We start from the raw sequence: 26,422 nt of genomic DNA on the forward strand, positions 1-26,422 counted from the left end.
GTACTCATGCTTATGACTCCTTTAAAGGATGGAAGTCGGCCCATGCATTCAAACGCTCGAACAAGATTTTGGGCGACTGAAAACACATGGCTTTGCTCTGGATATCCACTGCCACTTGTGTCGTGTAGCCTTTGGTTAGACGTTGACCTGTTTCATTGTCGAAGATCACATACTCAATTTTCAAACGAGTCTCCCATTCTTTTAAAATGGCGCGAACCCGAATTTTTTGCTGAAACTGAATGCCTTGCACATATTTGACATGACTTTCAATCACTGGCCAGAGATAGCCCGAGGCTTGCATTTGCCGATAGTTATAATCAAATTGATCCAACAATTTACAGCGCGCAATTTCGAAGTATTTCAAATAATAGCCGTGCCAGACCACATTCATGGCATCCACATCGTGAAAAGGCACTTCAATGATAACCTCAGCCTGCATATTGCTGCTCCTGTTGCTGCATCCAAGATGTATTGGACAATTCAAAGTTGGCGAAACGATCAACAATCTGTTGCAGTTCGGTTTGCAATGGTCGGTCTTCAATGAGTAAATCAAATGAGGCTAAGGTCCAATCGCGAAATGAGCCCAATACAGGGCTAATCTGAGCCGAACGTCCTTTTAAATGCAGTGCTTGTACACTGGCACAGCACAGCGCTGCCATCACCTGCTCGGTTAATGCAATCACACGGCTTGCATCTCGGGCGGCAATGGTGCCCATACTGACTTTATCTTGGTTATGACATTCGGTAGAACGAGAAAAAATTGAAGCCGACAATGTATGTTTTAAGGCTTCTGCAGTCCAAGCAGATACGGCAATCTGAACCGCTTTAAAGCCATGATTGAGCGGCAAACGCTCTGCTGTGGCACCCGTCAGATTACGCGGTAGGCCGTGATTCATTTTATGATCGACCAATTGCGCCAGCTGACGATCCATCAAATCGGCCAGATTGGCCACCATGATTTTCATGCTGTCCATGGCCTGTGCAATATGCCCGCCATAGAAATGACCGCCGTGCAAGACCCGTAACTGATCGGGATCAATCAACGGATTGTCATTGCTTGAATTGAGTTCATTTTCGATAAATTGACGTAGCCAGACTTTTGAATCTTCAAATACACCAATCACATGAGGCGCACAACGTAGCGAGTAACGATCTTGCAGACGCGGACTTTGCGCCGCTGTTTGAGCCGCCTCGTTAAGCCACGTACGCAATTGTGCCGCGATGTTTTGCTGACCCGGATGCGGTTTTTGAGCAAATAAAACTTCATCAAAATGGCTAGGATTACCGTCGAGTGCGACCACATTCAGTGCAGTAACCAAGGTCGCCGCCGTACTCAATTGTGCTGCACGCATATAATTCAGACAGGCCAGCGCGGTCATGACTGCCGTCCCGTTCATCAGTGCCAACCCCTCTTTAGGGCGTAATACCAACGGCTGTATGCCTTTTGCACGATACACATCGGCCACAGGCACGATTTCACCCTGATAATAGACTTCACGTTCGCCAATCAGGGTTGCAGCAATATAAGACAGCGGTGTCAGATCACCACTTGCGCCTACCGAGCCTTCCGAGGGAATAACCGGAATAATATTTTCATTGAGCATCCATGTGAGACGTTCAAGCAGCGTTAGTGATACGCCCGAAAAGCCACGTGCCAATGAGCATAAGCGCACCAAGACCACCGCACGGGCACTCACCAGATCCAGATTTTGCCCTAGTCCGCAGCCGTGAAAGCGTGACAAATGTAGCGGCAACTCATGCACCTGATGTGCAGGCACATTGACCAAGCAAGAATCACCATAACCTGTGGTCACACCATAAATAACACCATCTCGTTGCAGCAATTCATCCAGAAAGTCTGCTCCACGCTGGATACGCCCGCGCCACTCGGTATCGTTCGGCAAGGCCACCTTGGCCCCCGCATGTGCAACCTGAACCACGTCTTCAATCTGAAGCGGCTGTAGTCCAACGGTAATGGGTATGCTGGCTGCGATCTTCAAATTATTTGTTCCAAAAATGATAAAAGTTAAACCATTGATACGGTGCGCGTAGGCAATGCTGCTCTAATAATGCAACATAGCGCCCTGTGACCTGTTGCATGGCGTGCAGACGATCTTTTCGAGGTAAATTGACGACATCAGCGATCTTATGCACATGTACTTCAAACTGCTGCTGATGTCGATAACAAAACACGGCTAAAACTGGTACCTTGAGTAAGCTGGCCAGTATCCAGGCGCCTTGTGGCCATGTGGCTTCACGCCCTAAAAATGCAAGATGCTGAACGCGATCAGAATCTACAGGCGTTCGATCTGCCGCAATAATCACCCATTCCCCTTGTTTGAGTTTTTCTTCAAGTAAAATGGCGGTTTCAAGTCCAAGTTCATCGACTGAAATTAGATTGACATCGACCTGATCATTGAGACGTTTTAAAAAGCGATTAAATTCAGTGGCATTTTTTTGATACACCAAAATCGTGACTTTCTGCGGATGTTCCGCTTTAATCGCCCGAAATAATTCGATATTACCAAAGTGAGACACCACCATTAAGGTACCTTTTTGGTAGGCTTCACGAAAATGCTGATCGCCAAATAGCTTTAATTTTTGTTCGGGAACATCGCCCAGCCAGCCTTCCATTTTATCTAAAATACATTCGCCGAAATTCATAAAATGACGGTAGCTGTGTAGCCATGAAGGCGCCGAAATAAAGGGCGAACGCGCACCAGCAAACTGGTGTAATTGCCTTAAATAAGCCAGCGATGCCTGACGTGCAGTCACCGCAAATAACCAGTACCATGCAATCACGATAAGCATCAATTTGCGGCAGAGCCAGCGCCCGCCCAAGCGATAAAAATACAGCACGACCATCAGCAGGCTTGAACTGCCACGCTCTCGGATTTTGCTCCAATCTTGTGTCGGCTGCTGCATATTTAGCCCTTAATTTTTTGTTTCAACAATCGTGGTAAGCGCTTGAGCATACCGCCTACCAAGCGAATGTGTGCCTGCGTCACCCCAATATTGTCACGCAACAAATGATAGTGCGAGATTCCATCATCAGGATAAATCACAGGCGTTGGTACATTAATAAAATGCAGATTTTCCCATTTGAGACGTACTAAAATTTCGGTATCGAAGCCCATACGCGGTTGGAACTTGCTTGCTTGAATCAGTTTAAGGGTGGGTGCCAGCGGATAAACGCGAAACCCACACATACTGTCTTTAATCTCAAATGATAAACTTTGAATCCAGACCAAAATATGCGTCAGATAACGTCCATACAAACGTTCTTTCGGGATGGAGTCATCAAATATAGGCTGCCCGATAATCACGCGATCGGGATATTGCTGCGAGACCGTCAGAAATTTTTCAATATCATCCCAGTGGTGTTGGCCATCGCAATCGATTTGTAAGGCATGGGTCAGGCCCAACTGATCGGCATAGATCAGGCCTGTGATGACTGCCTGTCCTTTGCCCTGATTATATGGATGTTCGAGCAGATGAACCTTGATGTATTTCTGATCCAGCTCACGCATCTTTTGGGTACAATGGGCATCACTGCCGTCATTAATCAAAATGATCTGCAAATCGAATTGATCAAGCGTGGCCACGAGCTGATCCAAATGGTGCGGATGATTAAACACCGGAACAATAAAACCATAATTCGTCATGTTAAACATCCTGACCCAAATCTGTTTTGATAAAGCTTAAACGTCCAGTGGCCATGCTGGTTTGATCTTGAGCAAATGTATAGCTGATCTTGTTGGCCTTACGTATCAGCGTTAACTCAACAATAGAATATGGCAAAATTGCCTGCTGAAATTTCACTTGTTCATAACCATTGCACCACACCAAATCTGGCCAAACCTCCCGAGCAAAGGCTTCAGCACAGCCAATTAAGGCCACGCCCGGATAAACGGGTTGATTTGGAAAATGCCCTTTAAAGCATTCCAGTTCTGGCACAAATTCCAGCCGATAACGCCAAGCCTCATCGCATGATAGGCGCTGAAGCATCACGGGCTGCTGCATCGGCTCAAAAAGCCGCTTTAAATACCGATGATCGAGCTTGGACTGCGTATTGTGTGGCAGCTCTGTTAAAAAGCGCCACAAACGTGGAATTGCAATAGGCTCCAGCGCCTCTTGCAATGCCTGTTTAATTTTTACCACCCAGTGCTGCTTGCCTTCGGTGCTCAACTGTTGATGTGCTTCGTCATGCAACACCACAATACAGGCCAGCAACTGACGCTGCTGACGATCGATCAATAATGCATGGCAATGCTTGACCCATGGTAATGTGGCAATCGTCTGCTCAATGGCATCTAAACTCAGACGTTTCTCTTCAAGTTTAATCAATCGGTCGGCACGTCCGCCCAAATGAAAGCCATGCCCCAAATGATCCGAATCTGCCCATACGGCCAAATCACCCGTGATGATCCAGTCATCGGTATGCGCATGCGCGGTTTGCACCATTAAATGTTGCTGATCGATACGAATCTGAACATCGTCAAATGCCCGCCATGGGTGCAAATCCTGATCCCGAAAGGCAATCCCACCGGTTTCAGAACTCCCCAGAATTTCAGTAATCGTAAAATCGACCTGTGCACGCACACCATCATCGAGTTTGCCTCCCGATGAAAAGACGATCTCGTTACGACTCAAGGTGTGATCTGCAGGCCATCGCTTGAGCAATGCAGGGCTTGAAATCAATATATTCGCGATTCCCTGCGCAGCAAAAGCATTCTGAACAGCAAGGATTTCCTCTGGAAATGTCACTTGCGGCGTATAGAAACTTCGTCCACCGACCAAGGGCCAAAGTACTTTAAACAGCAGGCCATAAATATGCTGATGGCTAACTGTTGCCAAGCTGACGGCCGTAGGCGAAATTGCAAATGTTGCATGAAGCCCGATTACCTCAAGCAGCAATTGCTCGAGCGTTCGTGCAATGAGCTTTGGCTCTCCGGTCGAACCCGAGGTATAAAAATCAATTTGAGCCCGAGCAGCAAAATTCGGACTGACATCCAATACGAGCGGCGCAAGAGTACGGTCAACTTCCTGACGACTTAAAAAACAAATCGATTCAGCTTTAAATTGCTGTTCAAGCTGCGCCACTTTGTGTGGCGGCAAACGTAAATGTTTTCCAGCCTGCAAAGCGGCAAAGAAAAGCACCAGAAAGTCATAGCTGTCTTGTTCCCAGAGCGCCCAAACAGGCTCGATCCGCTGGGCAATCCAGGCGGCTTGCTCAGCCACATCCTGCCAGAAATCGGCAAATGATATGGGGTGTAAGTCTCGGTTAAAGGCCAGAGGCAAAGTTGACGCTATACGCTGGCTTAAAAGATCATTCATTATTGTGCTGCAAACGCTGGTGGCGTTTTCTTAAAATAAATTCGCCAATTAATAAAATTCCCATGAGGACATAGGAAATAAAACCATTATAAAGTACCCAGATTTCGGTGGATGCATACACACTGGTCCACCATGAAATGGCCGCATTGAGAATAAAAAAACCACACCATACAAAGGTCACTCGACGCGTCCACTGTACGCCCGAGGCTGGCAAGTCAGGCTGCATGATTCGGGCAAAACGTTCAATCATGGAAGGTGGGCGCCACAAGGTCGATGCAAAAATGGCAAAGGCCCCCAGACTGGTCAATACAGGATAGACTTTTAGCCACATATGGTCATTAAACAAGACGCTCATGGCACCACACACCACAGTAAATAGACTGAGAGGCCATAAAAAAGCGCTACTTTTGACCAGTAAACGTAGTAAACCAAGCGCAATCAGCATAATACTGACTGCCATAAAGCTGCCCCGGGCCAGACTCCAGCCCACCAAAAAGGGATAGGCCACAAACATAAGGGCAATCAACACCTGCATTAATTTTTGCATGGATGGGCGATTCCTATTTCATATTTGTGGATGAGTCCACTTCGATATCGACCAATGTCACCAGCATGAATGTTTATCACCATCATGCAGTCGCCCCGTGCGTATCACTCATATCCGTCAGGCTTTTTGCTGACTTTCAACCAAAGCCACCAAGCTCTGGATCGAACGAAAATGCTGTTTGGTTTCATCCGATTCAGCATTCAAATGAATGTTGTAGCGTTTTTTAAGGGCCAAACCCAGCTCCAAGGCATCAATAGAATCGAGCCCCAAGCCTTCACCAAAAAGCGGTGCAGTATCATCAATGTCAGCGGCTTGAATATCTTCCAATGCCAATACATCAATGATCATTTGTTTTAATTCATTCGCAAGATTGCTCATGTAAATCACTCATACCAAAAATCTGACCGATACCGATTGAAAGCGTAAACACATCTAAATGCGACACTTAAACCAGCGAAAAAAGTTGAAAACTGTCTTGTTGATCGAGAATGTTCAACCCATCACGCGACCTTCTTGTATTTTTGTTAAATTGACAGGCCCACGTCGCACCATTATAGCCTGCATTTATCGATTCGCGTGTACTGCGATGCAGTTTTGATGCGTCACAATTTGCCATCATCCGTGAAACGTTCGGGAATATTGTGCGATAAACGTGGAACACAATCATGAATAAATTGATGAGATCTTGCATCAGAAATGTAATCAGGCCAACACGCTGCACCATCGAGATAAATGCTACTACTTCAGCTTGTGCCAGCCGCGCCATGCGTGTTGTTCCAATGCATTCCAAAACGCATAAAAGCCAAGTGCTTCTATTTCCTGCGAAGAGATTAATCCTTCAAGCGATAAATTTGGCGCCTCCAAGCTGACCACTGCCGACATAGCAAAAGCGTCAAATGTCACTTTATCATCGTAAATCTCTGGCAATGGCTCTTCGTAAAACACCACCATGACGCGTTTTACCTGTGGTTGTGTTTTTAAAATGGCGTAGGCTTCAATCATGGCTTTCGACCATGAGCAGCTTAAGCTCGTCGAAATAGTGTCATCTTGACATAAAATCGAATATAGGCCGCCAATGGCATTATGAACCGATGTTGAAAACTGCGTGGGTGATGGGGTCTGGTCGGTCAAAACATCTTTTAAGATGCCATAGGTTTTGGTTTCATCGCCATAACATGAGGCCCAGACAATATAGTCGACTGCTTGCTCATTCACGGTCTCGATGGCCACATTTAAGGCCAGCTTGGCCAATGCCGAAAGTCTCCGACGCTGCATGGCGGGTACAGATTCTAAAGCACTTTGCCCCTCACCAGCATAACAATGTCGTAAAGAAGAAAGATGAAGTTTGAGCATGTAAAATTTCAGCCTATTTTCATTATTGTGTTGAAACCGCACGAATTATAGCATTAGTCGATTCAGTAAAAACAAACGCTAAAGGCGATGCATGAGGATGCATCCACACAAACACGCAATAAAAAACCCCGAACATGTTCGGGGTTTCTCGATTGAGCAATTAACGCTTAAATTTCTTCTCAGCTTTCTTGAACTTCTGCACGTAACGACGACGACGAGCAGCCACACGTTCATCGACTTGCGATTTACGCCCTTCAAATGGGTTTTCAGAGGTTTTAAAGTCGATGCGAACAGGTGTACCCTCAAGCTTGTATACTTTACGGAATACATTTTCGAGGTAACGGCGATAATCCGCTGGTGTTTTATCAACCTTGTTTCCGTGAATCACAATCGTTGGTGGATTTTGTCCGCCCATATGCGCATAACGCATCTTGATACGACGACCGCTCACCATTGGAGGTTGATGCGCTTCGGTAGCATCATTCAAAATCTGGGTCAGTTTGGCTGGCGAAACTTTCAGATTTGCCGACTCGTAAGCACGGTGAATTGATGGATACAGCTCACCAACACCTGTGCCGTGTAAAGCAGAGATCAAGTGAATTTTTGCCCATGGAATAAAGTCAAAACGGCGCTCGACATCAAGCTTACATTGCTTGCGGTCATACTCGGTCATGTTATCCCATTTATTAATGGCAATCACCATGGCACGTCCAGCTTCAAGCGCATAACCGATCAAGTGCAAGTCTTGCTCGACAATGCCTTCACGCGCATCGACCACCACCACAACCACATGCGCATCTTTCATGGCTTGTAGCGTCTTAACGACCGAGAATTTCTCAATCATTTCATCGACTTTACCCTTACGACGCACACCCGCAGTGTCGATCAGCGTATATTGACGTCCATCACGCTCAAATGGAATATAAATCGAGTCACGCGTTGTGCCTGGCTGGTCAAATGCCACTACACGCTCTTCACCTAACAGGCGATTGACCAAGGTCGATTTACCCACATTCGGGCGACCAATAATCGCCAAACGCAAGCCTGTGGCTTTGTCGTGTTCTTCAGGATTTTCATCTTCAGGCACATCTACCAGCACATCTTCAAGCATTTGTGCCACGCCACGACCATGGCTGGCCGCCACATGTAACGGCTCACCAAAGCCAAGTTTGTAAAACTCAACTACAGCGGCTTCTGCATGTACTCCGTCTACTTTGTTGGCTACAAGGTAGACTTTTTTACCTAAGCTACGGATTTCACGTGCGATTTGCTCATCCGATGCCAACAGACCTGCACGGGCATCGACCACAAAAATGATGATGTCTGCTTCATGAATAGCTGTTTTGGATTGTTCAGCCATGTAGGCATCAATGCCCGCCTCACCCTCACCAATACCACCGGTATCGACAACAATAAATGATTTATTTTGGTAAACCGCATCACCATATTTACGGTCACGGGTAAGCCCTGCAAAATCAGCCACGAGTGCATCACGACTCTTGGTAATCTGGTTAAACAATGTTGATTTTCCGACATTCGGACGACCAATGAGCGCAATAACGGGTTTCATAGAGTAACCTTTTTCAAGATCTGCCATCTCTCATGGCATCTGCATCAGAAACGATAAATAAGGAAGACAAAAGGCCAGAGGCCCAAATAAAAATACGGGGTTTTGAATGGTTTAGTATTCAAAATACCCCGATGAATTTGATAAGCGTTTCGCCGAGCGGCTAGTTTAACACAAGCTGAGGAAAAATTAACGTACTTCCCAGATGGTTAAGGCACCTTTTGCGGTAGAGGTATATAAATGACCGTCTACTACACGCAGCGAACTGACTTCTCCACGTGTTTTGGCACGCCCGATGAGCTGACCAGAATTTGGATTGATCAAATGAATCACGCCATCTAGATCACCCACCACCAAGTCTTTTCCGAGCATAACAGGATTACTTAACTGACGATTAAGCAATACATCACTCTCCCAGAGCTTCGAACCTGTACCTAAATCAAAGGCACTAAGTTTACCGTCACTTTGCGAAATAAACACTTTGTTGTCATAGACAGCCGGGCGCTTGTTACTGCTTGAATCCTGATTCCATACCACACTCAAATTGGTGAGGTCAGTAACCGTTACTTGACCTTGATAACTCACCGTCACCAAATATTGGCCAGAAACGACCGGATCACCATCGATGTCGATCAGGCGCTGTACGTCAGAACGTCCTTCACTTACAGCAACGCGGCGCTGAAAACGTGGAATACCGCTGATGACGTCAATACCATAAACATAGCCGTTGGCACTGGCCGCAACAACTGTACGGTCGTCAAGCATGACAGGTGATGGCTGGCCGCGCAAACTAAATTGGATGCTTGGCATTTTGTAGGTCCACACCTGCTGACCTGTGGCAGCATCGTGTGCAAACACTGTACCATCATTGGCGATGGTGGTGACGCGTCCTTGATAAATCAGAGACGGACTAAGCACAGCACCACTAAGCTGTACTTTCCACTTTTGCTCACCCGTTTGCTGATCAAGCGCGAAAAGTTCACCTTTTGCAGTCCCGACCACGACAATACCTTCACCTGCGACCGTACCCGCAGTCAGACGATGCTTGGTCACACGTGTAGTCCAGAGGCGATCTTTACCACGATATGCCGAAACTTTACCTTTCGGATCTGGTACAAAAATGACTCCATTGACATTATCAAGCTGAAGACGCAAAGGATCTGCCTTAGGCATTGATGACACACGTTGAGAAAAAACAGGTACGAGCGCTTGCGTTTGCGTCTGTGCAAGTTTAGGCAAAGGATTCGGCTTGGCCTCTTCCTTTTTTAACTTGTTGGTTGAACAACCGACTAAGGCGGCTGATACAATCATTAATGCAAACGGAAATTTATACTTTATATCCATTAAGACTCATCCACCTGTGTGTCTAGAATCGGGCGCTCGATCTCAGGATCATCTACTAAAACGCCTACACTTTCGAGTTTAATTTGTAAAATTTGACGCTCTTGTTTACGTTCTAGCAAAACATCCCATGCACTTTGATACGCCTTGCGAGCAGAAGCGATATCATTTTTTGCAACGTAGACATCGCCGCGAGCTTCTTCAGCTGTGGCTTTGAATGCTGGATCGGTAACAGATGATAGCGTTTTTAACGCCTCATCATACTTCTTTTGCGCAAGTTGCGCATTAGATAAACGTAATTTGATGAGTTGCACAAGCCCTTCATCATTTATTTTTGTAGTCTCGATTTTTTTCAGCGACTTTTCAGCGCCTGCATAATCACCTTTGTCGTAGGCAATTTTAGCCAGCATGAATTCAACTTGAATCGCTTGAATTGAATCCGGCGCATCTTTGACAATCTTGTCTGCTGCTGCGTAAAGATTATTGAGTGCATCTGGATTCGATTCAGCCGCTTGCGCCTGATCCATCAGTTGCTGAACTTTTGCGGTACGAGTCTGGTTTTCAGCCAAGGTTTTCTTTTGCCAATACTGCCAACCCAAAAAGGCAATGAGCGCAATAAGGATTCCGATAATAAGAGCTGAACCATATTTTTTACTGAACGACTTCAAGTTATCGAGTTGTTCTTCTTCACTTAATGCGCTCATGCGTGTGTCCTTTATCCTTCAAATCTTCAGCTTAATTTGCAATTTTTTCAATTAAAAATGGTACAAGCGCCGAGAGCGCAACCTGAGACTGTTCTGCCGTTGCCAACTCTTTAATCGCAAGCTCCTGTGCAGTCCACTCTCGTTCTCCAAGAATCACAGCAAAGCGCGCACCAGATTGGTCGGCTTTTTTCATTTGACTCTTCATACTGCCCTGAGAACCGGTTTTAATTCGAAGCGGATGGTTGAGCTGCTCAAGCTGATCACGCACCTGTTCTGCCAGCACCAGTGCCTTGCCTTGATAGGCTGGTTCGGCCACTAAAAAGACATCACAATCACGCACGTCTTGAACCTGTTCAACTTGCTCAAGCAAGAGTAAAAGTCGCTCCATGCCCATGGCAAAACCTACCGCAGGTACAGATTGATCCGCCTTACCTTTGAGTTGTCCGACCAGACCATCATAACGACCGCCTGCACATACCGTCCCTTGCGAACCCAACAACGTTGTGGTCCATTCAAATACCGTTTTGTTGTAGTAATCGAGACCACGAACCAGTTTTTGGTTAATGACAAACGATACGCCAGCCTGAGTCAGATAATCTTGCAATTGCTGGAAATGAGCCAGACTTTCTTCTTTAAGAAAATCATGCAATTTCGGTGCATTTTCCAAGATCTTTTGGGTTGATTCAATTTTCGAATCTAAAATACGTAGCGGATTGGTGCCCAAACGACGCTGAGAATCTTCATCAAGTGCATCTTTGTGCTGATTTAAAAAATCGACCAATGCAGCTCGATATTCAGCACGCTCATCCATTTCACCCAAGGTATTGAGCTCAAGTTGAACTTTATCGGATACACCCATGCGTTTCCACAAACGTGCCGTCATCATGATCAGTTCGGCATCGATGTCTGGCGTTGCCACCCCAAAGGTTTCGACACCGAACTGATGAAATTGACGATAACGTCCCTTCTGTGGTTTTTCGTAGCGAAACATAGGTCCAACATACCAAACACGCGGAGTGGCGCCACGCAGTAAGTTGTGTTCAAGCATGGCACGTACACAACCTGCAGTACCTTCAGGACGCAGTGTTAAAGATTCTGGTGGTGTTCCTTTGTCGAGAAAGGTGTACATTTCCTTTTCGACAATATCCGTTGCATCACCAATTGCACGCTTGAATAAGCCCGTTTGTTCAACAATCGGCAAGCGAATCTGTTGGTAACCGTATGCATCCATCAAAGAAGCGAGATGCTGTTCAAGACGTCTCCATGCTGGCGTTTGAGCAGGAAGAACGTCATTAAAACCTTTAATTGCGACAATTGAACTCATGATGAACTACGAATAATTTCTTTAGATTTAGCTTCTTCGATCTCTTTCACACGCTGACGAACCATTGATTCGATTTCATCAACCAACTGGTCCGTATCGATCAGGTGACTTTTTTCACCGTTACGATAGACCAATGAACGAGGAGAAGCACCCACAACACCGATATCAGCTTCCTTCGCCTCACCCGGACCATTTACCTTACACCCAATCACCGACAGATCCATTGGGGTACGAACATCTTCTAAGCGCTCTTCGAGCGATTGCATGACCTTGATCACATCAAACTCTTGACGAGAACAGCTTGGACACGCAATAAAGTTAATCCCGTTTGAACGCAAACCAAGTGATTTGAGAATATCAAAGCCGATTTTAACTTCATCTTCTGGCTCAGCTGCCAAGGAGATACGCATAGTATCGCCAATGCCTTCCATCAGCAAGCCACCGAGTGCAATCGCAGATTTGACCGTGCCTGTGCGGTAAATCCCAGCTTCGGTTACACCCAAATGCAGTGGATTATCAATCTGCTGCGAAAGCAGGCGATAAGCATCCATGGTTAAAAATACATTCGATGCTTTCACACTGACTTTAAACTCATGAAAGTTCAAACGATCTAAAATATCGATATGACGCATGGCCGATTCAAGCAAGGCTGCACCTGTCGGTTCGCCATACTTTTTTTGCAAATCTTTTTCTAGCGAGCCAGCATTGACACCAATACGGATCGAAATATCATGATGACGAGCCGCGGCCACCACTTCACGCACTTTTTGATCAGAGCCGATATTGCCTGGATTGATACGCAAGCAGTCTGCTCCGTAATCAGCCACAGCCAAGGCAATTTTGTGATCAAAATGAATATCCGCCACCAGTGGCACTGAAACACGTTTACGGATTTGACCAAACGCTTCAGCAGCCTCCATAGAAGGCACAGAGACACGCATAATATCAACACCCGCATCTGCACATCGTTGAATTTGTGCAACAGTTGCATCGACATCACAGGTTTCTGTATTGGTCATGCTTTGAATACTGATAGGCGCATCGCCACCGACATAGACAGAGCCAACACGAATTTTACGGGTCGGACGGCGTTTTATAGGATTTTCGATCATCGTTGGGTGCTCTACTTTCTCTGTCTTAACGCGATAAACGGAATTCTGCTTTGCCGTTTACGGTATAAGGCGACAATGAAATTTGCTCTTGATTTAAACTCAACGACACAGCAGACGCATCATCAAGTCGAATCTGAAAAGGTGACTGGCCCGACAACTCCAGTGTGGATGCCTGACGACCTGTTGCAAGCACCTTACCGGTTGAATCTACAATATGAATAGAGGTCGGACGGGTAAAGTTCAAGACCAATTGGTCGCCCGATGCTGCCGAAGCATTTCCCATCGGTAAAATTTCAACGTTCGATGCCGCAGGCGCAGTAGCATCATTTTTCTTACTTGACCAGTTTTGAATGGCGGTAAAAATCAGTCCAAGAATAACCAGAACCAATACAATCAGCACACTACGTTTTAACCATTTACGATTACGCTCGCTGTTTGAACCCGGCAATTTACCCATGATCTTAATCGGCGAGTTGGTCAGCGCATGATTCGGCAATAAGCCCGTATCATTGGCATAGATTTCATCAAAACGTTGAATAATGATCGATGCATCCGCATTTAAATACTTTGCATACGAACGATAATAACCTTTGATAAACGTGGCCTCTGGTAGCACTTTATAATCATCGTTTTCAAGTGCCGTTAAGGTTTTTACCGGCATTTTCAGCGCGTCCGCAACGTGCTCGAGCTCCAGCTTTTTCGCAATACGGATTTGACGTAAATACTCACCGGGACGTTGTACATTTCCTAATGCAGAAGTGGGTAAACTTGAGCCAGTTGGCTGCTGTGAATTAGGATTTATTTCCATACGGCCTCAGTACTGTACTGTAATTGCATATAACGTTGATATTCTGGACTATCTGGGTAAAAAATACGAAGCTGATTTACCAATACTTGCACCCCAGTCCGGTCGGCATTCGCTCTCGCGACGCGAATTCCCACCCAAAGTGCACGAGCACTCTGATTTTTCTGCCCAACAGTTCGAACATATTGTTCATACATCTCTGTCGAGGCAGGAATTTTGTGTTGCAAATAATAAATTTCTGCTAACTCTAACATTGAAACAGTTGAATCACGGTTTGCCTGAAGTGCCTGTTTGAACATTTTTTCAGCATTCGAAACACCCCCCAGATGCAAATAAATCCGACCTAAATTTTCCAGTGCCAGATAGCGCTGGTCATATCCTAATGTACTACCGGCGCGTGTCAATTGTTGAATTGCATCATGATAACGTTTCATCTGATACAAATAAGCGCCATAGTTGTTTCTGGCCTGAGCATTCTCCGGATCCAGCGCTACAGCACGTGCAAAATATTCATCGGCTTTTTCAAGATTTGGGCGACTGCCCTCTTGCTGCAACAACACCCCCATCATCATGTTGGCATTGCTGTCTCTCGGTTCGACTTTGAGTGCATGATCTAGCGCACGCTTGGCAGCATCAAGATCACCTGTTTTGATATATTCTGCTGCAAGTTGAGTCCGGACTTTCGCGCCTTTTTGCGGATCTTTTTTTATTGAAGTCGTTTGGCATCCAGATAAAAGAAGCGCCGCCAGCATAGTGGCAGCGAATGACTTTCTAATTGTATAGGCCTTACTCAACTTACCACTCCCAATGCTTATCCTTGTGAGCGCATAATCTCTTGTCGCTGCGCAACTTTCTTTTTCCATTGTTCGGCGCGACGTGTACGGTCAGCTACCTGCCCGACTAACTGGCCACATGCCGCATCAATGTCATCACCACGTGTCTGTCGAATCGTACACACAAAACCGGCATCAGACAAAGCTTTTTGAAACGCCATAATACGATTACGGCTTGAGCGACCATACGGCGCGTGCGGAAACGGATTAAACGGAATTAAATTAATTTTACTTGGTAAATTTTTCAGCAGTTTAATCATCTGCTGTGCATGTTCAGGATGATCGTTTACGCCATCGAGCATCACATATTCGATGGTCACGTGCTTACGTGCACTTTCATTGCCATCTTTGGAAATATAACGCTGTGCTGCCGGAATAAGCTGTTCAAGCGGATATTTTTTGTTGATCGGCACCAACTCATCACGCAGTTCGTTATTTGGCGCATGTAAAGAAATCGCGAGGGCGACATCCAACTCTTCAGCCAACTTATCGATCATTGGAACGACACCCGACGTCGACAAAGTCACACGGCGCTTCGACATACCGTAGGCAAAGTCATCTAACATGATCGACATCGAATGAACCACAGGCTTGAAGTTCAATAACGGCTCGCCCATACCCATCATTACCACATTGGTCACCGAACGGGTACGTTCTGCGACGGGTACATCTTCAACATAAGACTGATTGGCCACCCAAAGCTGACCAATAATTTCATCAGGCGTTAAATCACGCTGAAAGCCTTGTTTACCCGTCGAACAAAACGAGCAATCCAATGCACAGCCCACTTGTGAAGAGATACATAGGGTTTTACGTGAACCGGTTTTATCTTCTGCCGGAATCAGAACGGTTTCGACCAGTGAGCCTTCACCATCCCCCACACGAAACACCCACTTACGCGTGCCGTCTTTAGAATAATGACGATGCACCACATGCGGCGCTTTGACTTCACACACTTGCTCAAGTTTGGCGCGCAGTTTGCCCGAAATATTGGTCATTTCGGCAAAATCGGTAACAAAATACTGATGAATCCATTTCATGATCTGACCGGCACGAAATTTCTTTTCGCCAATCTGTTCAAAAAATTGTTCGAGTTCTTTACGCGACATCCCTAAAAGGTTTAATTTCGGCTTCACGACGTCTTTGTCCACAGCCATTTGAGATGTAGATGAAGAATGCGGTGCGTCTGTATTTGGCACTGAAACGCCTACTGCAGATGTCATGAGATTACCTAAACCAAAATAGAGATGAAATTCGATTGTTTAAAAATAAAACAATCACTTCATGAGAGAATAAAAAAACCAGATAAGTATGATACCACTTATCTGGTTTAATTGCTTTTAATTAGCGAGTGCGCGGGAAGATTTCGTCCGCAGCAAAGAAGTACGCAATTTCGCGCTCAGCAGATGCAACTGAGTCAGAACCGTGCGCAGCATTTTCGTCAATGCTTGTTGCAAAGTCTGCACGAATTGTACCAGGAGCCGCTTCTTTCGGGTTAGTTGCACCCAAGATTTCACGGTGAGCAAGTACAGCGTTTTCGCCTTCAAGCGCAGAAACAACCACTGGACCAGAAGTCATGAACGCAACGAGGTCAGCAAAGAAACCGCGTTCTTTGTGCTCAGCGTAGAAGCCTTCAGCTTCAGCTTGAGTCAAGTGCTTGTATTTAACAGCAACTGGCTTCAGACCTGCTTTTTCGAAACGAGCGATGATTTCACCAATGTGATTTTTACCTACAGCATCTGGCTTGATAATAGACAGAGTACGTTCAATTGCCATGAGTGGCTCCTATACGCTTTAAACGTGAAAAAAATTTGCCGCATTATACCGATGTCCGGGCCAATAATCAGCTTCGAATCGGTAAAAGTTTGGTTTTTTCTGTGATTTTTATCGAACTTCGTCAATCCAGGCCATTTGGATGGCCTCTAACAGTCCTTCTGTCGATTTTTGCGGATCATCATTAAAATCGGGTAAGGCGCACACCCATGCGTGTAGGTCGGTAAAACGAATCCATTGCGGATCGACCTCTGGATGTGCTTCTGAAAGCTCAATGGCAATATCAATGGTGTCTGTCCAACGTAGGCCCATTCGAGGTTCCTGTCTGTTTAAGATGAAGTCTGGTTACTTTAGCAAATTTATAAAACAGAGAGAATCGTTTCTCAAAGCACAACGCCCAACATTGGCGCACAAAAAATAATCATGCCAGCGATTGATGCACCAATCAGTGCGCCGACCATCACATCACTTGGATAATGTAAACCCAAAATCATGCGAGATAACGCCACCAGCAAGGTAAACGGCAGCATGAGCGTTACGAGTACAGGCATAACATAACCTAAGCAGATGGTTGCCATGACCGCGTGTAAGGTATGCCCAGACGGAAAGCTGAAATGATCTAGCGGACGCTCTCCCAGTACAATCACTTGATGCACTTGGTAAGGGCGAGGCCGAGTCGTTTTATGCTTCAAAAATTTGTATAGCACGGTTCCAATTGAGCTACCCAGCACGAGGTACACGATTTGTATGCCATAAGGCAAACCTTTTGTTATCCAGACCATCGCCAGCATAGCGTACCAAAACGAACCGTCACCCAAACGGCTGACCACTTTAAAAAATGTGGCAACACGCTGTGAGTGTGAAAAATGATTTAGATACACACATCCTCTTAAATCGAGGTCCAGTATTCTTATTTTTGCATTCTTAAAATTCATGGTGTGTTCTCCTCACGCTTAACGTTTAGAATGATGTCATGTAGGGCTCCTTGACCACCCGATATAAGGCTTGTTCCATTTGTTGTACGGGAAATTGCCAGCCATCTTGTTCTACGCGCTGCCGCGCGAGACGTCCCATTTGCCGTAGCATCATAGCAGCAGGCAGCTGACGCATGTTGTGAATAAACGTAGCAGGTTGCCCGACAGGGCTCAACCATCCTGTTACACCGTGTTGCACATATTGATGCGCACAGGCGTAATCGTAAGCCACGACAGGTAGACCACTGGCCATGGCTTCGAGCACCACATTACCAAAGGTTTCTACTTGACTTGCAAACACAAATACATCTGCGCTTGCATAAGCTTCTGCAAGATTCCTGCCACTTAAACTTCCCGTAAATATTACGTCACGATTTTGATCAAGTGCCTGCAATCGTGCTCGGTCTGGGCCATCCCCAACAATCACCAGTTTCTGGCGTACCCGCTCGGTACGCTGCATCGCCAGATAATTTTCAATCAGTAGGTCAATCTCTTTTTCAGGAGACAGACGCCCGACATAAAGCATCACGCATGTATCGGGTGCAGCCTGCCAAGATTGCCTTAAAGATTCGTTTCGATGGCTTGGTGAAAAAAAATCTGGATCAACCCCTCGCCCCACAATCGCTAGCGGGCAAGTTACACCAAATGCACGTAAGGCTTTCTCGGTGTCTTTACTGGGCACACAGGTCATTTGGGTATGATTATGAAACCAGCGTAAATAGCCCTGTATGGGTTTGAGTAAAAATGCCAAATCAAAAAAGCGGCTAAAATCCTGAAACGGCGAGTGAAACCCACTGGAAAGCGGGATTTTTCGGGCCTGCGCCGCATATAACGCACAGAGTCCTAATGGCCCTTCCGTTACAATATGTACCACATCAGGTACAAAGCTTTCTAAAGCTTTAGATACTTTCAGATACTGTGGCCAGCCGAATTGCAGCTCTGGATATTTGGGAATTTTTTGTGCATGCACCAAACATTCACGATGCGGCGTAAATTCAGCACAAGCTCGTTTTTGTTGTGGTCGAATCAGTAGAATTTTATGACCTTGTGCCTGTAAGCCCTTGCAGAGCTGTAGCAAAGACATGGCCACCCCATTGATTTCTGGCGGCCACGTTTCGGTTACGATCGCAATTTTTAAACGTGGGCGAACCAGCTCATTCAGGCAATCTAGATCCCGTGAAAAAGGATTGAAACGACGTTTAAAATAAAATTTAAAACTTTCTGGAATCTGTTGTTGTTTTAGTAGCGTTGTAGCGGGAAAACCGTACATACAAGCGTCCATTGGCGTATTTATCATAGCTCAAAGTTTAAGCAGCCTCTTTGACACTTTCATGATCTTGATATGACAGTTTTCTGACAACCCTATAAAAAAACCTCCTCACCATCCTTATACATTGATCGCGAGAAGGTTTTTTAAAGCATGTTAAGGCTTATTTTCCTTGGAGCTTTGAGTAGTCTAGCAACACATTCATCGCCTCATTCACAAAAGCCTCTTCTTCAGGAAGCGGCGGACGCTGCGTAGCTTTCATTTTGGCACGCGATTCACTGAGCGCATCCAAAGAAGCCTGATAGGTTTCCCAATTAGCATAAGGCTTCAAACCTGTCGCCGCACGGCGTTTGTTTTCCGCATCTAGGGTTTGCTTCTCTAATGCCAAAATTTCAGCCTTGCGTTGATCGATATCGAGCACAGTACGTTTCTGATCTTTGGTTTCTTGTGCAATCGACTTACGTGTTTCCAAGTAGTTAAATTGCGGATCTTTCGAAACACGTTGCGTTGATAACTGCGCCAATTTAGTCACGTAAGGCTGAATTGAACCTTCACGTTTGAATGGTGCGGTCGGAATGGTATCCCACTTCAATGCATTTTTGGCTTTACGCTCACCAAACTCTTCATCGTAAATATCCACCAGCTTAATGTCTGGAATAACCCCTTTATTTTGGGTACTTCCACCGGTCACGCGGTAGAATTTACGCTGTGTCAAGGTCGCCTGACCATAGGCCAGACTGTCTAACTGCACCTGTGCAGTTCCCTTGCCTGTAGTGGTACTACCAATCACCACGCCACGCTCATAGTCTTGTATGGCCGCAGAGTAAATTTCACTCGCCGATGCAGACGCCAGATTCACCAAAATCGCCAGCGGACCTGCGTAGGTCTGTGCGCCACCGTCGTTGTCTTCAAAGACACTGACATTACCGTTACCATCTCGAATTTGAACCACAGGACCAGATTTAATCACTTGCCCAAGCATACGCGCCACTTCTTCAAGCGAACCACCTGGGTTATTACGTAAATCGATGATAATCCCTTCAACATTTTTGGCAGAAAGTGCCTTCAAGGCATTATTGGTATCTTCAGAGACCGAACGATACTCGGTACCGGCACGACGGGCGCGATAATTTAAGTAAAACGATGGAATTTCAATCACACCGTACACATGTTTTTTACCGTCACGAGTCAGATCTACAGTACGTGAACGCACACCGGCATCTTCTTCCTGAATGACATCACGCACCAAAGTCACACTGCGGGCCTGACTCATCTGCGCCCCCGGACCCAACACACGAATCGTGACTTTGGTACCGCGTTTACCGCGAATCAGTCCTACAATTTCCGAACTTGGCCAGCCAATCACGTCGACCATCTTGTCGCCATCTTGAGCCACCCCAATGATACGATCACCGGATTTAATTTGACCCGACTTACTTGCCGGACCACCTTCTACAATGGTTTCAATTTTGGTGTAATCTTCATTACCACGTTCAGGACGAATCGATACCCCAATCCCTTCAAGCTGTAACGTTGTCTGGCGGTTGAGCTCAATGGCATCGATTGGCGGATAATAATTACTATGTGGATCATAGGTCGCCATCATCGCGTTGAGTGTCTTATCAAGCACGTCATCGCTTTTCACCCGCTTCAAACGTTCCAACTGACGTGTGTAACGTTTCACCAAGGTTTGAACAGGGGTTAAATCATCTGCACTGGCCAAGTCTTGTCCATTTGCAAGTGAAGGATTGTCTTTAAGTGCCTTTTGTTTGGCCAGATCCTCTTCTTTGCTGATGGTCATGTTGATCAACTGCGACACCAGCATTTTACGCCAGTAATCTTGCTGCTCGGCAGCCGTTTTAAAAAATGGTGCTTTTTCGCGGTCTGTCTCGATATAGACATTTGGCTGTTTGAGATTTTGTGGCTTTTTCAGCTCATTAAGTACAAACTCGTAAAACGCTTTAAGATGTTCACGGTATTGCGCATGAATGGTAAACGGACCAGATAAATCGCCTGCTTTTAAGGCAGCACCGAAGGTCGGTCCGTATTTTTGCTTATATTGAGCCACTTCAGCAGCAAGAAAAATCGAATGATCCGGATCGAGGCTATCGAGATACATATCTAAGATGCGGTTCGATGTGGTGGCATCCAGACGCATGTTGAGATAATGCTGACGATCCACCAGCGTTGCGAGTTGGCGCGACACCAGCGCTTGTTCTTTGGTAGGTTGAATCGACTGAGAAACAGAAACAGTATCGGTCGCGGCAATTGCCTCATTAATTGCATGGGAGAAGAAAAAACCGCCAGTTGCGAGCGCAACTGCACATGCGAGTACTTGAAGTTTCATAAATTCTTAATACGTCCTGAGCTTTCCATTATCAGGGTGGATTGCCTAGCCGTTGAAAATGCAATTCACCCCACACGCCGAGTCTTCGATCTTTATCGTCGATTCAACATCTTAATCAACTTAATTTGTGTACGTCGTGTAGTTTTATCATATTCTGTGCTGACAAAATGTAGCAAATCATTGCAAAATTCCGTTATCGTTCTTTAATTCACACCCCAAAACGGATTCTTATATGATTGGCGCATTGATGCTCGACATTGCTGGCACAGAGCTTACTCAAGAAGATATTGAACTCTTGCGCGCTCCGCAAGTCGGCGGCATGATTTTATTTTCAAGAAACATCGAATCACCCGCTCAAGTACGCGCCCTGACCGATCACATGCGTCAAATTCGTCCCGACATTTTAATTGCCGTGGATCAAGAAGGCGGACGTGTGCAACGCCTGAGAACCGGTTTTACCGCACTTCCTGCCATGGGTAAATTCGGTGAATATTATCTTGAGCAACCCGAGCAGGCAGTTGCTCTGGCCGAACAATGCGGCTGGCTAATGGCCACCGAAGTACTGGCTGTCGGAATCGACTTTAGTTTCGCGCCAGTACTTGATATCAATGCCATCAGTGATGTGATTGGTGATCGGAGCTTTGCCAACAATCCGCATGATATTACCGTGCTTGCGGCGGCCTTTATGCGCGGAATGAAACAAGCAGGCATGGCGACCACAGGAAAACATTTTCCGGGACACGGCTCTGTCAAAGCCGATTCGCATGTAGCCGCGGCGATTGACTCGCGTCACTACGATGAGATTTATCGGACCGACATGCAGACCTTTATTCAGTTGATGCCTCAACTGGATGCCCTGATGCCTGCACACGTGATTTATGATCAGGTCGATCCACATCCGGCTGGCTTCTCACCGTTTTGGATTCAAGAGGTGCTGCGCAAGCAACTTGGTTTTGATGGCGTTTTGTTTTCAGATGACTTGACGATGCAAGCCGCTTGCGTGGCTGGTGGCGCAGATGAACGCTTAAAAGCGGCACTTGATGCAGGCTGTGATATGGGACTGGTTTGTAATGATCGCGCAGCAGCATGTTTGGCGCTGGATGCCATTTCCACTTATGCACTTCCTAATCAAGATCGTTTAAGCCGCATGCGTGGTCAATGCCCTGAACTGAAAATTTCAAGTGCATTATCGCTCGGAGAAACATGGCAAACGACTAAAAATGCTATTGAAGCGTTTAAAAATTCATTTTAACTTGCATAGAGCAGCAACGATCTAATCTAAACCAGAAGCTGTACGCAGCTTCTGGTAAAACGCGAGAAGCAAAACACAACGATTAAAATAAAAATGAGTCAGGACGATATGAAGCCATCTCTTTCCAAACATCGACATATTTCATTTACCGCACATTATACCGGTTACATTTGGTACAAAATGGGTATTTCACATCAGGTGTTTGCCACCCGTAAAGGTCGATCGCTGGTCTCTTTGGCGCACCCACTGGAAACTTGGGCAGAAAAATTTGTGGGCGGCAGCATGCGCAGCACACTCAAACAACGCCATCAAATGCTGGATCAGACACTTGAAGCGCTGATTGCACAACATCCAGACCTTCAAGTACTTGAAATTGCTTGTGGCCTATCACCGCGTGGCTGGCGGTTTAGGCAGCAATATCCGAATATTGAGTTTCGCGAACTGGATTTACCAGATATGGCAGCTGTCAAACAGGCAGCTCTTAAACAACTCGACCCAAATAGTCCGGATGTATTATCGGTGGATCTGTTTACACCTGATTTTGCAACAGTATTTGAACTTTTCGATCCTAAAAAACCGTTGGTGATTATCAGTGAAGGATTGATCAATTATTTTAGCAAAGCCCTGCTGGGCGAATTATTAGATGCACTCTCGACTCATGGTCATGAATTTAAACAATTACATTATTTGACCGACTGGTATCCCGAGCCTACACAAAACAAACTGGCTGCTGTAATTTGGCATAGCAGTAAGCTTCTTAAATGGGTGTCACGCAGTGCATTCAGTTTTCACTTCACTACACCGCAAGAAATTCAGCGCTTTTTTAATCAGCACGGATTTGCGCAGGTTCAAATTCTTCAACCTGCACAATTATCTCAACCATTTAATTCAGTGAATCCAGAACAACACGCACATTTAGGTGATTTGGTCTGGATGGTCCATGCACAACACTTGGCGCAATCCTAGACGACCGCTGCAAAGTGCTGCTGACGTTGCTTTTGACGCTCGACATAACGCAATAAGCGATCGGCAAGCGTGAAGCTGCCATGTTTGAAGATCGCTCTAACTCCAGAGGCTTCAGCTTCAAAGATCAGACATTCAATCTGAAAGCTTCCTTCGTCATCATGTAAATGCAGTGCCAAATCACGAGGTGCATCATTGACTGCATTTAAATCCGTCAACTGCTCTAATCGAAAAAATACCCCAAAAAAACTCAGATCAACAATTTGCACATCAATCGAATGATCGTGTAATCGATGGGTCAGCTTCGTTTTAGACGGATTAACCGGAATACGAATTTCGCCGCGACGCTCCATCATCTGCATCTGATCGCGAGTCATCGGTAAAATTCCGTCTAACTGATGAATTGAACGACCACTTAAAAATGCCTCAAACAGACGCATGGTTTCCTTACGGCGCTGAAGCTGGGGAACATGATCGGCATTGACAATAAGCGCAAATTGCATATTCGGACATTGCAGTGCAAAGTTGGCATTTTCATAAGGCAAGGTAAAACTATCGAACTGCCCTGCCGCGACCAGTGTTTCGCATATTGGTACGGGCACATCGGTTAGACGTAACAAACGCTCACAGTTGATTTGATAGCGTAGTCGTTCAGTGGCATTAAACTCTGACATTTGCTGAAAAAACAAACGTTTTGCTGTAGGTGACATTCGGGTCTGATCTAGCTTGGCATGATTGACCAAATATAAAATCACCGCCTGACCAAATTCAGACATACGGTCTTCTTGCATGAGTTTGAGCGACTCTTCCAAAATCATGCGCCAGCTTTTTCGCGTTTTTTGCATAACCCCCATCAGCACCAAGCGCTCGACCATATCGGGGCGTAAGTCTGCAAAGCAAGAAGCGATCACCGAGCCCAAAGACATTCCCATGACCGAAATTTTACTTAGTTGAACCTGTTCAAGCCACTGTACAAGAATTCGCGCCAGATCAGGCAGCTCCAAGCTTGCCGCCGATACACCGCTGTCACGGTTGGTAATTTGCTGATTTGCGCCCATCGATGGCAGATCGATTAAAATCACAGGGCCGCACTGGAATAACTGTTCGACACAATATTTATAAGAATTAAAGTTTTGAAAGGCACCGCCAACAATTAAAATCGGCGTTTGATGCGCGGTTTCTGGTGTGGCAATCGCCATGTATTCGACTTTCCAGCCTGCGATCCAAGTTTCTCTTGCTGGCTGTTTAAAGCTATCTCGGTGGTATAAATCAAAAAAACCTGATGACATCCCTTCACGATGAACATCCTCATCCATGCGGATAATGGAATTCATGTTCTCCCTCCTGCTTGCATTGGATTTTTATTTCTACAAGCTATGTTCAACCATTCATTAAAATTTGAGTTTTACAGGTAACGCTGTTATTTCACTAAAAAAAAGAGTTAAGTGACCGTGTTTTCATTCTATACAGATGCAGGATTTTTAAGCAATACATTTCACCGCCACTTATCCAGATTCATTTTCAAATAGATTACAAAATATATCGCGCGCTATTTATGCACGCTTTTTGCATTGCAAGCATTCATTGTTTGTAAATTGCCTGCTACTATGGAAAGTCCAAGAATAATTCTTTGAAAGCGTATGCAAGATTCAATTGAACATTATATGCAGACAGTAGGTCAGCAGGCACGTCGTGCATCTCGACTGCTCTCAAGCGCATCTACGTCCGTCAAAAACCATGCACTGTCGTCGATTTATACAGCTTTGGCAGACCGTCAGAACGAGATTCTTGCGGCCAATGCCATTGATATGAAAAAAGGCCAAGAACAGCATCTTGACAGCGCATTACTGGATCGATTGGAACTTACCCCCACACGCTTTAAAGGAATGCTGCAAGGCTTAAACGATGTCATCGCATTGGTCGACCCCATTGGCGAAATTACCGATCTGGCCTATCGTCCATCTGGTATTCAAATTGGCAAGATGCGTGTTCCGCTTGGTGTAGTGGGCATGATTTATGAGTCTCGTCCTAACGTGACACTAGAAGCTGCTGCACTAGCCCTAAAATCGGGTAATGCGATTATTTTGCGTGGCGGCTCTGAGGCTTTTGAATCGAATAAAGCCATTGCGGCAGCCATCCAGCACGGTCTCAAACGTGCGGGCCTACCAGAAGCAGCCATTCAGGTGATTGAAACCACTGACCGCGCAGCCGTAGGTCAGCTCATTACCATGTCTGAATATGTAGATGTGATTGTGCCACGTGGTGGAAAAAGCCTGATCGAACGCATCACCAATGAGGCCCGTATTCCAGTCATCAAGCATCTCGATGGCAATTGTCATGTGTTTGTGGATGTTGAAGCTGATTTGCATAAAGCCTTACCCATCGCACTCAATGCCAAAACACATCGTTATGGCGTATGTAATGCCATGGAAACTTTACTGGTTCATGAGGAAATTGCCGAAGAATTCTTGCCGGGCATTGCCGAACTATATGCAGAAAAACATGTCGAGCTGCGCGGCTGTCATGCAACGCGTAAAATCCTCGGTAGCGGTGTAAAAACAGCGACTGAAGAAGACTGGTATACCGAATATTTGGCCCCTATCTTGGCCATTAAAGTGGTTGCCAATATTGATGAAGCCATTGAACACATTAATAAATATGGCTCGCATCATACCGATGCCATCGTGACCGAAAATTACAGTAAAGTCCGTAAGTTTCTGGCCGAAGTCGATTCAAGCTCAGTGATGATCAATGCCTCTACACGCTTTGCCGACGGATTTGAGTATGGTTTAGGTGCTGAAATTGGTATCTCAACAGATAAAATTCACGCACGCGGTCCGGTTGGTTTGGAAGGATTAACCTCACAAAAATGGATTGTGTTTGGCGACGGTCAAATTCGCCATTAAGTTAATAAACCATTCAT

The 26,422-nt window shown here is 45.8% G+C and carries 26 protein-coding genes; 3 read left to right on the plus strand and 23 right to left on the minus strand.

Annotated elements, in window-relative coordinates; all coding sequences use genetic code 11:
* Positions 1 to 10: 10 nt before the first annotated feature.
* From Aso01_RS07705 to Aso01_RS07810, 22 genes are all read right to left on the minus strand, one after another.
* Positions 11 to 439 (minus strand): acyl-CoA thioesterase, encoded by a 429-nt coding sequence (locus tag Aso01_RS07705; RefSeq protein ID WP_004932955.1) that lies wholly within the window; start codon positions 437 to 439, stop codon positions 11 to 13.
* The gene (locus Aso01_RS07710; protein ID WP_171063715.1) at positions 429 to 1,982 is read right to left on the minus strand and encodes an HAL/PAL/TAL family ammonia-lyase; all 1,554 of its coding nucleotides are present in this window, start codon (positions 1,980 to 1,982) and stop codon (positions 429 to 431) included. The genes Aso01_RS07705 and Aso01_RS07710 overlap by 11 nt, the downstream gene beginning before the upstream one ends.
* Before the next feature lie 19 nt (positions 1,983 to 2,001).
* Complete coding sequence (locus Aso01_RS07715; protein WP_004932950.1) at positions 2,002 to 2,925, minus strand: lysophospholipid acyltransferase family protein; 924 nt, start codon at positions 2,923 to 2,925, stop codon at positions 2,002 to 2,004.
* Positions 2,926 to 2,927: 2 nt separating this feature from the next.
* Positions 2,928 to 3,665, minus strand: coding sequence for a glycosyltransferase family 2 protein (locus Aso01_RS07720; RefSeq protein ID WP_004932947.1), 738 nt, complete (start codon positions 3,663 to 3,665; stop codon positions 2,928 to 2,930).
* A gap of 1 nt (position 3,666) precedes the next feature.
* Positions 3,667 to 5,337 (minus strand): ApeI family dehydratase, encoded by a 1,671-nt coding sequence (locus tag Aso01_RS07725; RefSeq protein WP_004932944.1) that lies wholly within the window; start codon positions 5,335 to 5,337, stop codon positions 3,667 to 3,669.
* On the minus strand, positions 5,330 to 5,884 hold the full coding sequence (locus tag Aso01_RS07730) for a COG4648 family protein (protein ID WP_004932942.1): 555 nt from the start codon (positions 5,882 to 5,884) through the stop codon (positions 5,330 to 5,332). Before Aso01_RS07730 ends, Aso01_RS07725 begins: the two co-directional genes overlap by 8 nt.
* A gap of 117 nt (positions 5,885 to 6,001) precedes the next feature.
* Positions 6,002 to 6,262 carry a phosphopantetheine-binding protein gene (locus Aso01_RS07735; protein ID WP_004932939.1) on the minus strand — a complete coding sequence of 87 codons (261 nt, stop codon included), beginning with the start codon at positions 6,260 to 6,262 and terminating at the stop codon, positions 6,002 to 6,004.
* Between the two features lie 67 nt (positions 6,263 to 6,329).
* Positions 6,330 to 6,650: a hypothetical protein gene (locus Aso01_RS07740; protein ID WP_004932936.1), complete on the minus strand. Its 321-nt coding sequence runs from the start codon at positions 6,648 to 6,650 to the stop codon at positions 6,330 to 6,332.
* Positions 6,623 to 7,237, minus strand: a complete 615-nt coding sequence (locus Aso01_RS07745) for a beta-ketoacyl synthase chain length factor (protein ID WP_004932934.1) — start codon at positions 7,235 to 7,237, stop codon at positions 6,623 to 6,625. The genes Aso01_RS07740 and Aso01_RS07745 overlap by 28 nt, the downstream gene beginning before the upstream one ends.
* A 160-nt stretch (positions 7,238 to 7,397) precedes the next feature.
* Positions 7,398 to 8,807, minus strand: a complete 1,410-nt coding sequence (der, locus tag Aso01_RS07750) for a ribosome biogenesis GTPase Der (RefSeq protein ID WP_025095396.1) — start codon at positions 8,805 to 8,807, stop codon at positions 7,398 to 7,400.
* Positions 8,808 to 8,993: 186 nt separating this feature from the next.
* A complete protein-coding gene (bamB, locus tag Aso01_RS07755) occupies positions 8,994 to 10,148 on the minus strand; it encodes an outer membrane protein assembly factor BamB (RefSeq protein WP_004932930.1) in 1,155 nt (384 codons plus the stop codon).
* Positions 10,148 to 10,849 carry a YfgM family protein gene (locus tag Aso01_RS07760; protein ID WP_004932928.1) on the minus strand — a complete coding sequence of 234 codons (702 nt, stop codon included), beginning with the start codon at positions 10,847 to 10,849 and terminating at the stop codon, positions 10,148 to 10,150. The genes bamB and Aso01_RS07760 overlap by 1 nt, the downstream gene beginning before the upstream one ends.
* Positions 10,850 to 10,880: 31 nt before the next feature.
* Positions 10,881 to 12,173, minus strand: a complete 1,293-nt coding sequence (hisS, locus tag Aso01_RS07765; protein ID WP_004932925.1) for a histidine--tRNA ligase — start codon at positions 12,171 to 12,173, stop codon at positions 10,881 to 10,883.
* Positions 12,170 to 13,285, minus strand: coding sequence for a flavodoxin-dependent (E)-4-hydroxy-3-methylbut-2-enyl-diphosphate synthase (gene ispG, locus Aso01_RS07770; protein WP_004932923.1), 1,116 nt, complete (start codon positions 13,283 to 13,285; stop codon positions 12,170 to 12,172). The genes hisS and ispG overlap by 4 nt, the downstream gene beginning before the upstream one ends.
* A 25-nt stretch (positions 13,286 to 13,310) precedes the next feature.
* Entirely contained in the window at positions 13,311 to 14,093 is a 783-nt protein-coding gene (locus tag Aso01_RS07775; RefSeq protein WP_004932919.1) for a helix-turn-helix domain-containing protein, read from the minus strand.
* A complete protein-coding gene (gene pilW, locus Aso01_RS07780) occupies positions 14,084 to 14,842 on the minus strand; it encodes a type IV pilus biogenesis/stability protein PilW (RefSeq protein ID WP_004932917.1) in 759 nt (252 codons plus the stop codon). The genes Aso01_RS07775 and pilW overlap by 10 nt, the downstream gene beginning before the upstream one ends.
* 59 nt (positions 14,843 to 14,901) lie before the next feature.
* A complete protein-coding gene (gene rlmN / locus Aso01_RS07785) occupies positions 14,902 to 16,146 on the minus strand; it encodes a dual-specificity RNA methyltransferase RlmN (RefSeq protein WP_004932914.1) in 1,245 nt (414 codons plus the stop codon).
* Positions 16,147 to 16,267: 121 nt separating this feature from the next.
* On the minus strand, positions 16,268 to 16,699 hold the full coding sequence (gene ndk, locus Aso01_RS07790) for a nucleoside-diphosphate kinase (RefSeq protein ID WP_004932912.1): 432 nt from the start codon (positions 16,697 to 16,699) through the stop codon (positions 16,268 to 16,270).
* A gap of 108 nt (positions 16,700 to 16,807) precedes the next feature.
* A complete protein-coding gene (gene iscX / locus Aso01_RS07795; protein ID WP_004932909.1) occupies positions 16,808 to 17,008 on the minus strand; it encodes a Fe-S cluster assembly protein IscX in 201 nt (66 codons plus the stop codon).
* 71 nt (positions 17,009 to 17,079) lie between these two features.
* Positions 17,080 to 17,631, minus strand: a complete 552-nt coding sequence (locus Aso01_RS07800; RefSeq protein ID WP_004932906.1) for a phosphatase PAP2 family protein — start codon at positions 17,629 to 17,631, stop codon at positions 17,080 to 17,082.
* A gap of 25 nt (positions 17,632 to 17,656) precedes the next feature.
* Positions 17,657 to 18,940 carry a glycosyltransferase family 4 protein gene (locus tag Aso01_RS07805; protein WP_004932903.1) on the minus strand — a complete coding sequence of 428 codons (1,284 nt, stop codon included), beginning with the start codon at positions 18,938 to 18,940 and terminating at the stop codon, positions 17,657 to 17,659.
* A gap of 160 nt (positions 18,941 to 19,100) precedes the next feature.
* Positions 19,101 to 21,284: a carboxy terminal-processing peptidase gene (locus Aso01_RS07810; protein ID WP_004932900.1), complete on the minus strand. Its 2,184-nt coding sequence runs from the start codon at positions 21,282 to 21,284 to the stop codon at positions 19,101 to 19,103.
* A 232-nt stretch (positions 21,285 to 21,516) separates the two neighbouring features.
* Here Aso01_RS07810 and nagZ point away from each other — a divergent pair, with 232 nt between their 5' ends.
* Together nagZ and Aso01_RS07820 are read left to right on the plus strand one after the other, a co-directional pair.
* The gene (gene nagZ / locus Aso01_RS07815) at positions 21,517 to 22,536 is read left to right on the plus strand and encodes a beta-N-acetylhexosaminidase (RefSeq protein WP_004932897.1); all 1,020 of its coding nucleotides are present in this window, start codon (positions 21,517 to 21,519) and stop codon (positions 22,534 to 22,536) included.
* 108 nt (positions 22,537 to 22,644) lie between these two features.
* Positions 22,645 to 23,502 (plus strand): class I SAM-dependent methyltransferase, encoded by an 858-nt coding sequence (locus tag Aso01_RS07820; protein ID WP_004932895.1) that lies wholly within the window; start codon positions 22,645 to 22,647, stop codon positions 23,500 to 23,502.
* Here the strand turns inward: Aso01_RS07820 and Aso01_RS07825 are convergent.
* Complete coding sequence (locus Aso01_RS07825) at positions 23,499 to 24,833, minus strand: alpha/beta fold hydrolase (protein ID WP_004932892.1); 1,335 nt, start codon at positions 24,831 to 24,833, stop codon at positions 23,499 to 23,501. The genes Aso01_RS07820 and Aso01_RS07825 overlap by 4 nt on opposite strands.
* Before the next feature lie 306 nt (positions 24,834 to 25,139).
* Between Aso01_RS07825 and Aso01_RS07830 the strand changes: the two genes are divergently transcribed.
* Positions 25,140 to 26,405 carry a glutamate-5-semialdehyde dehydrogenase gene (locus Aso01_RS07830; RefSeq protein ID WP_004932889.1) on the plus strand — a complete coding sequence of 422 codons (1,266 nt, stop codon included), beginning with the start codon at positions 25,140 to 25,142 and terminating at the stop codon, positions 26,403 to 26,405.
* Positions 26,406 to 26,422: the final 17 nt, after the last annotated feature.

Source organism: Acinetobacter soli (genome assembly GCF_000760595.1).
GTDB lineage: Bacteria > Pseudomonadota > Gammaproteobacteria > Pseudomonadales > Moraxellaceae > Acinetobacter > Acinetobacter soli.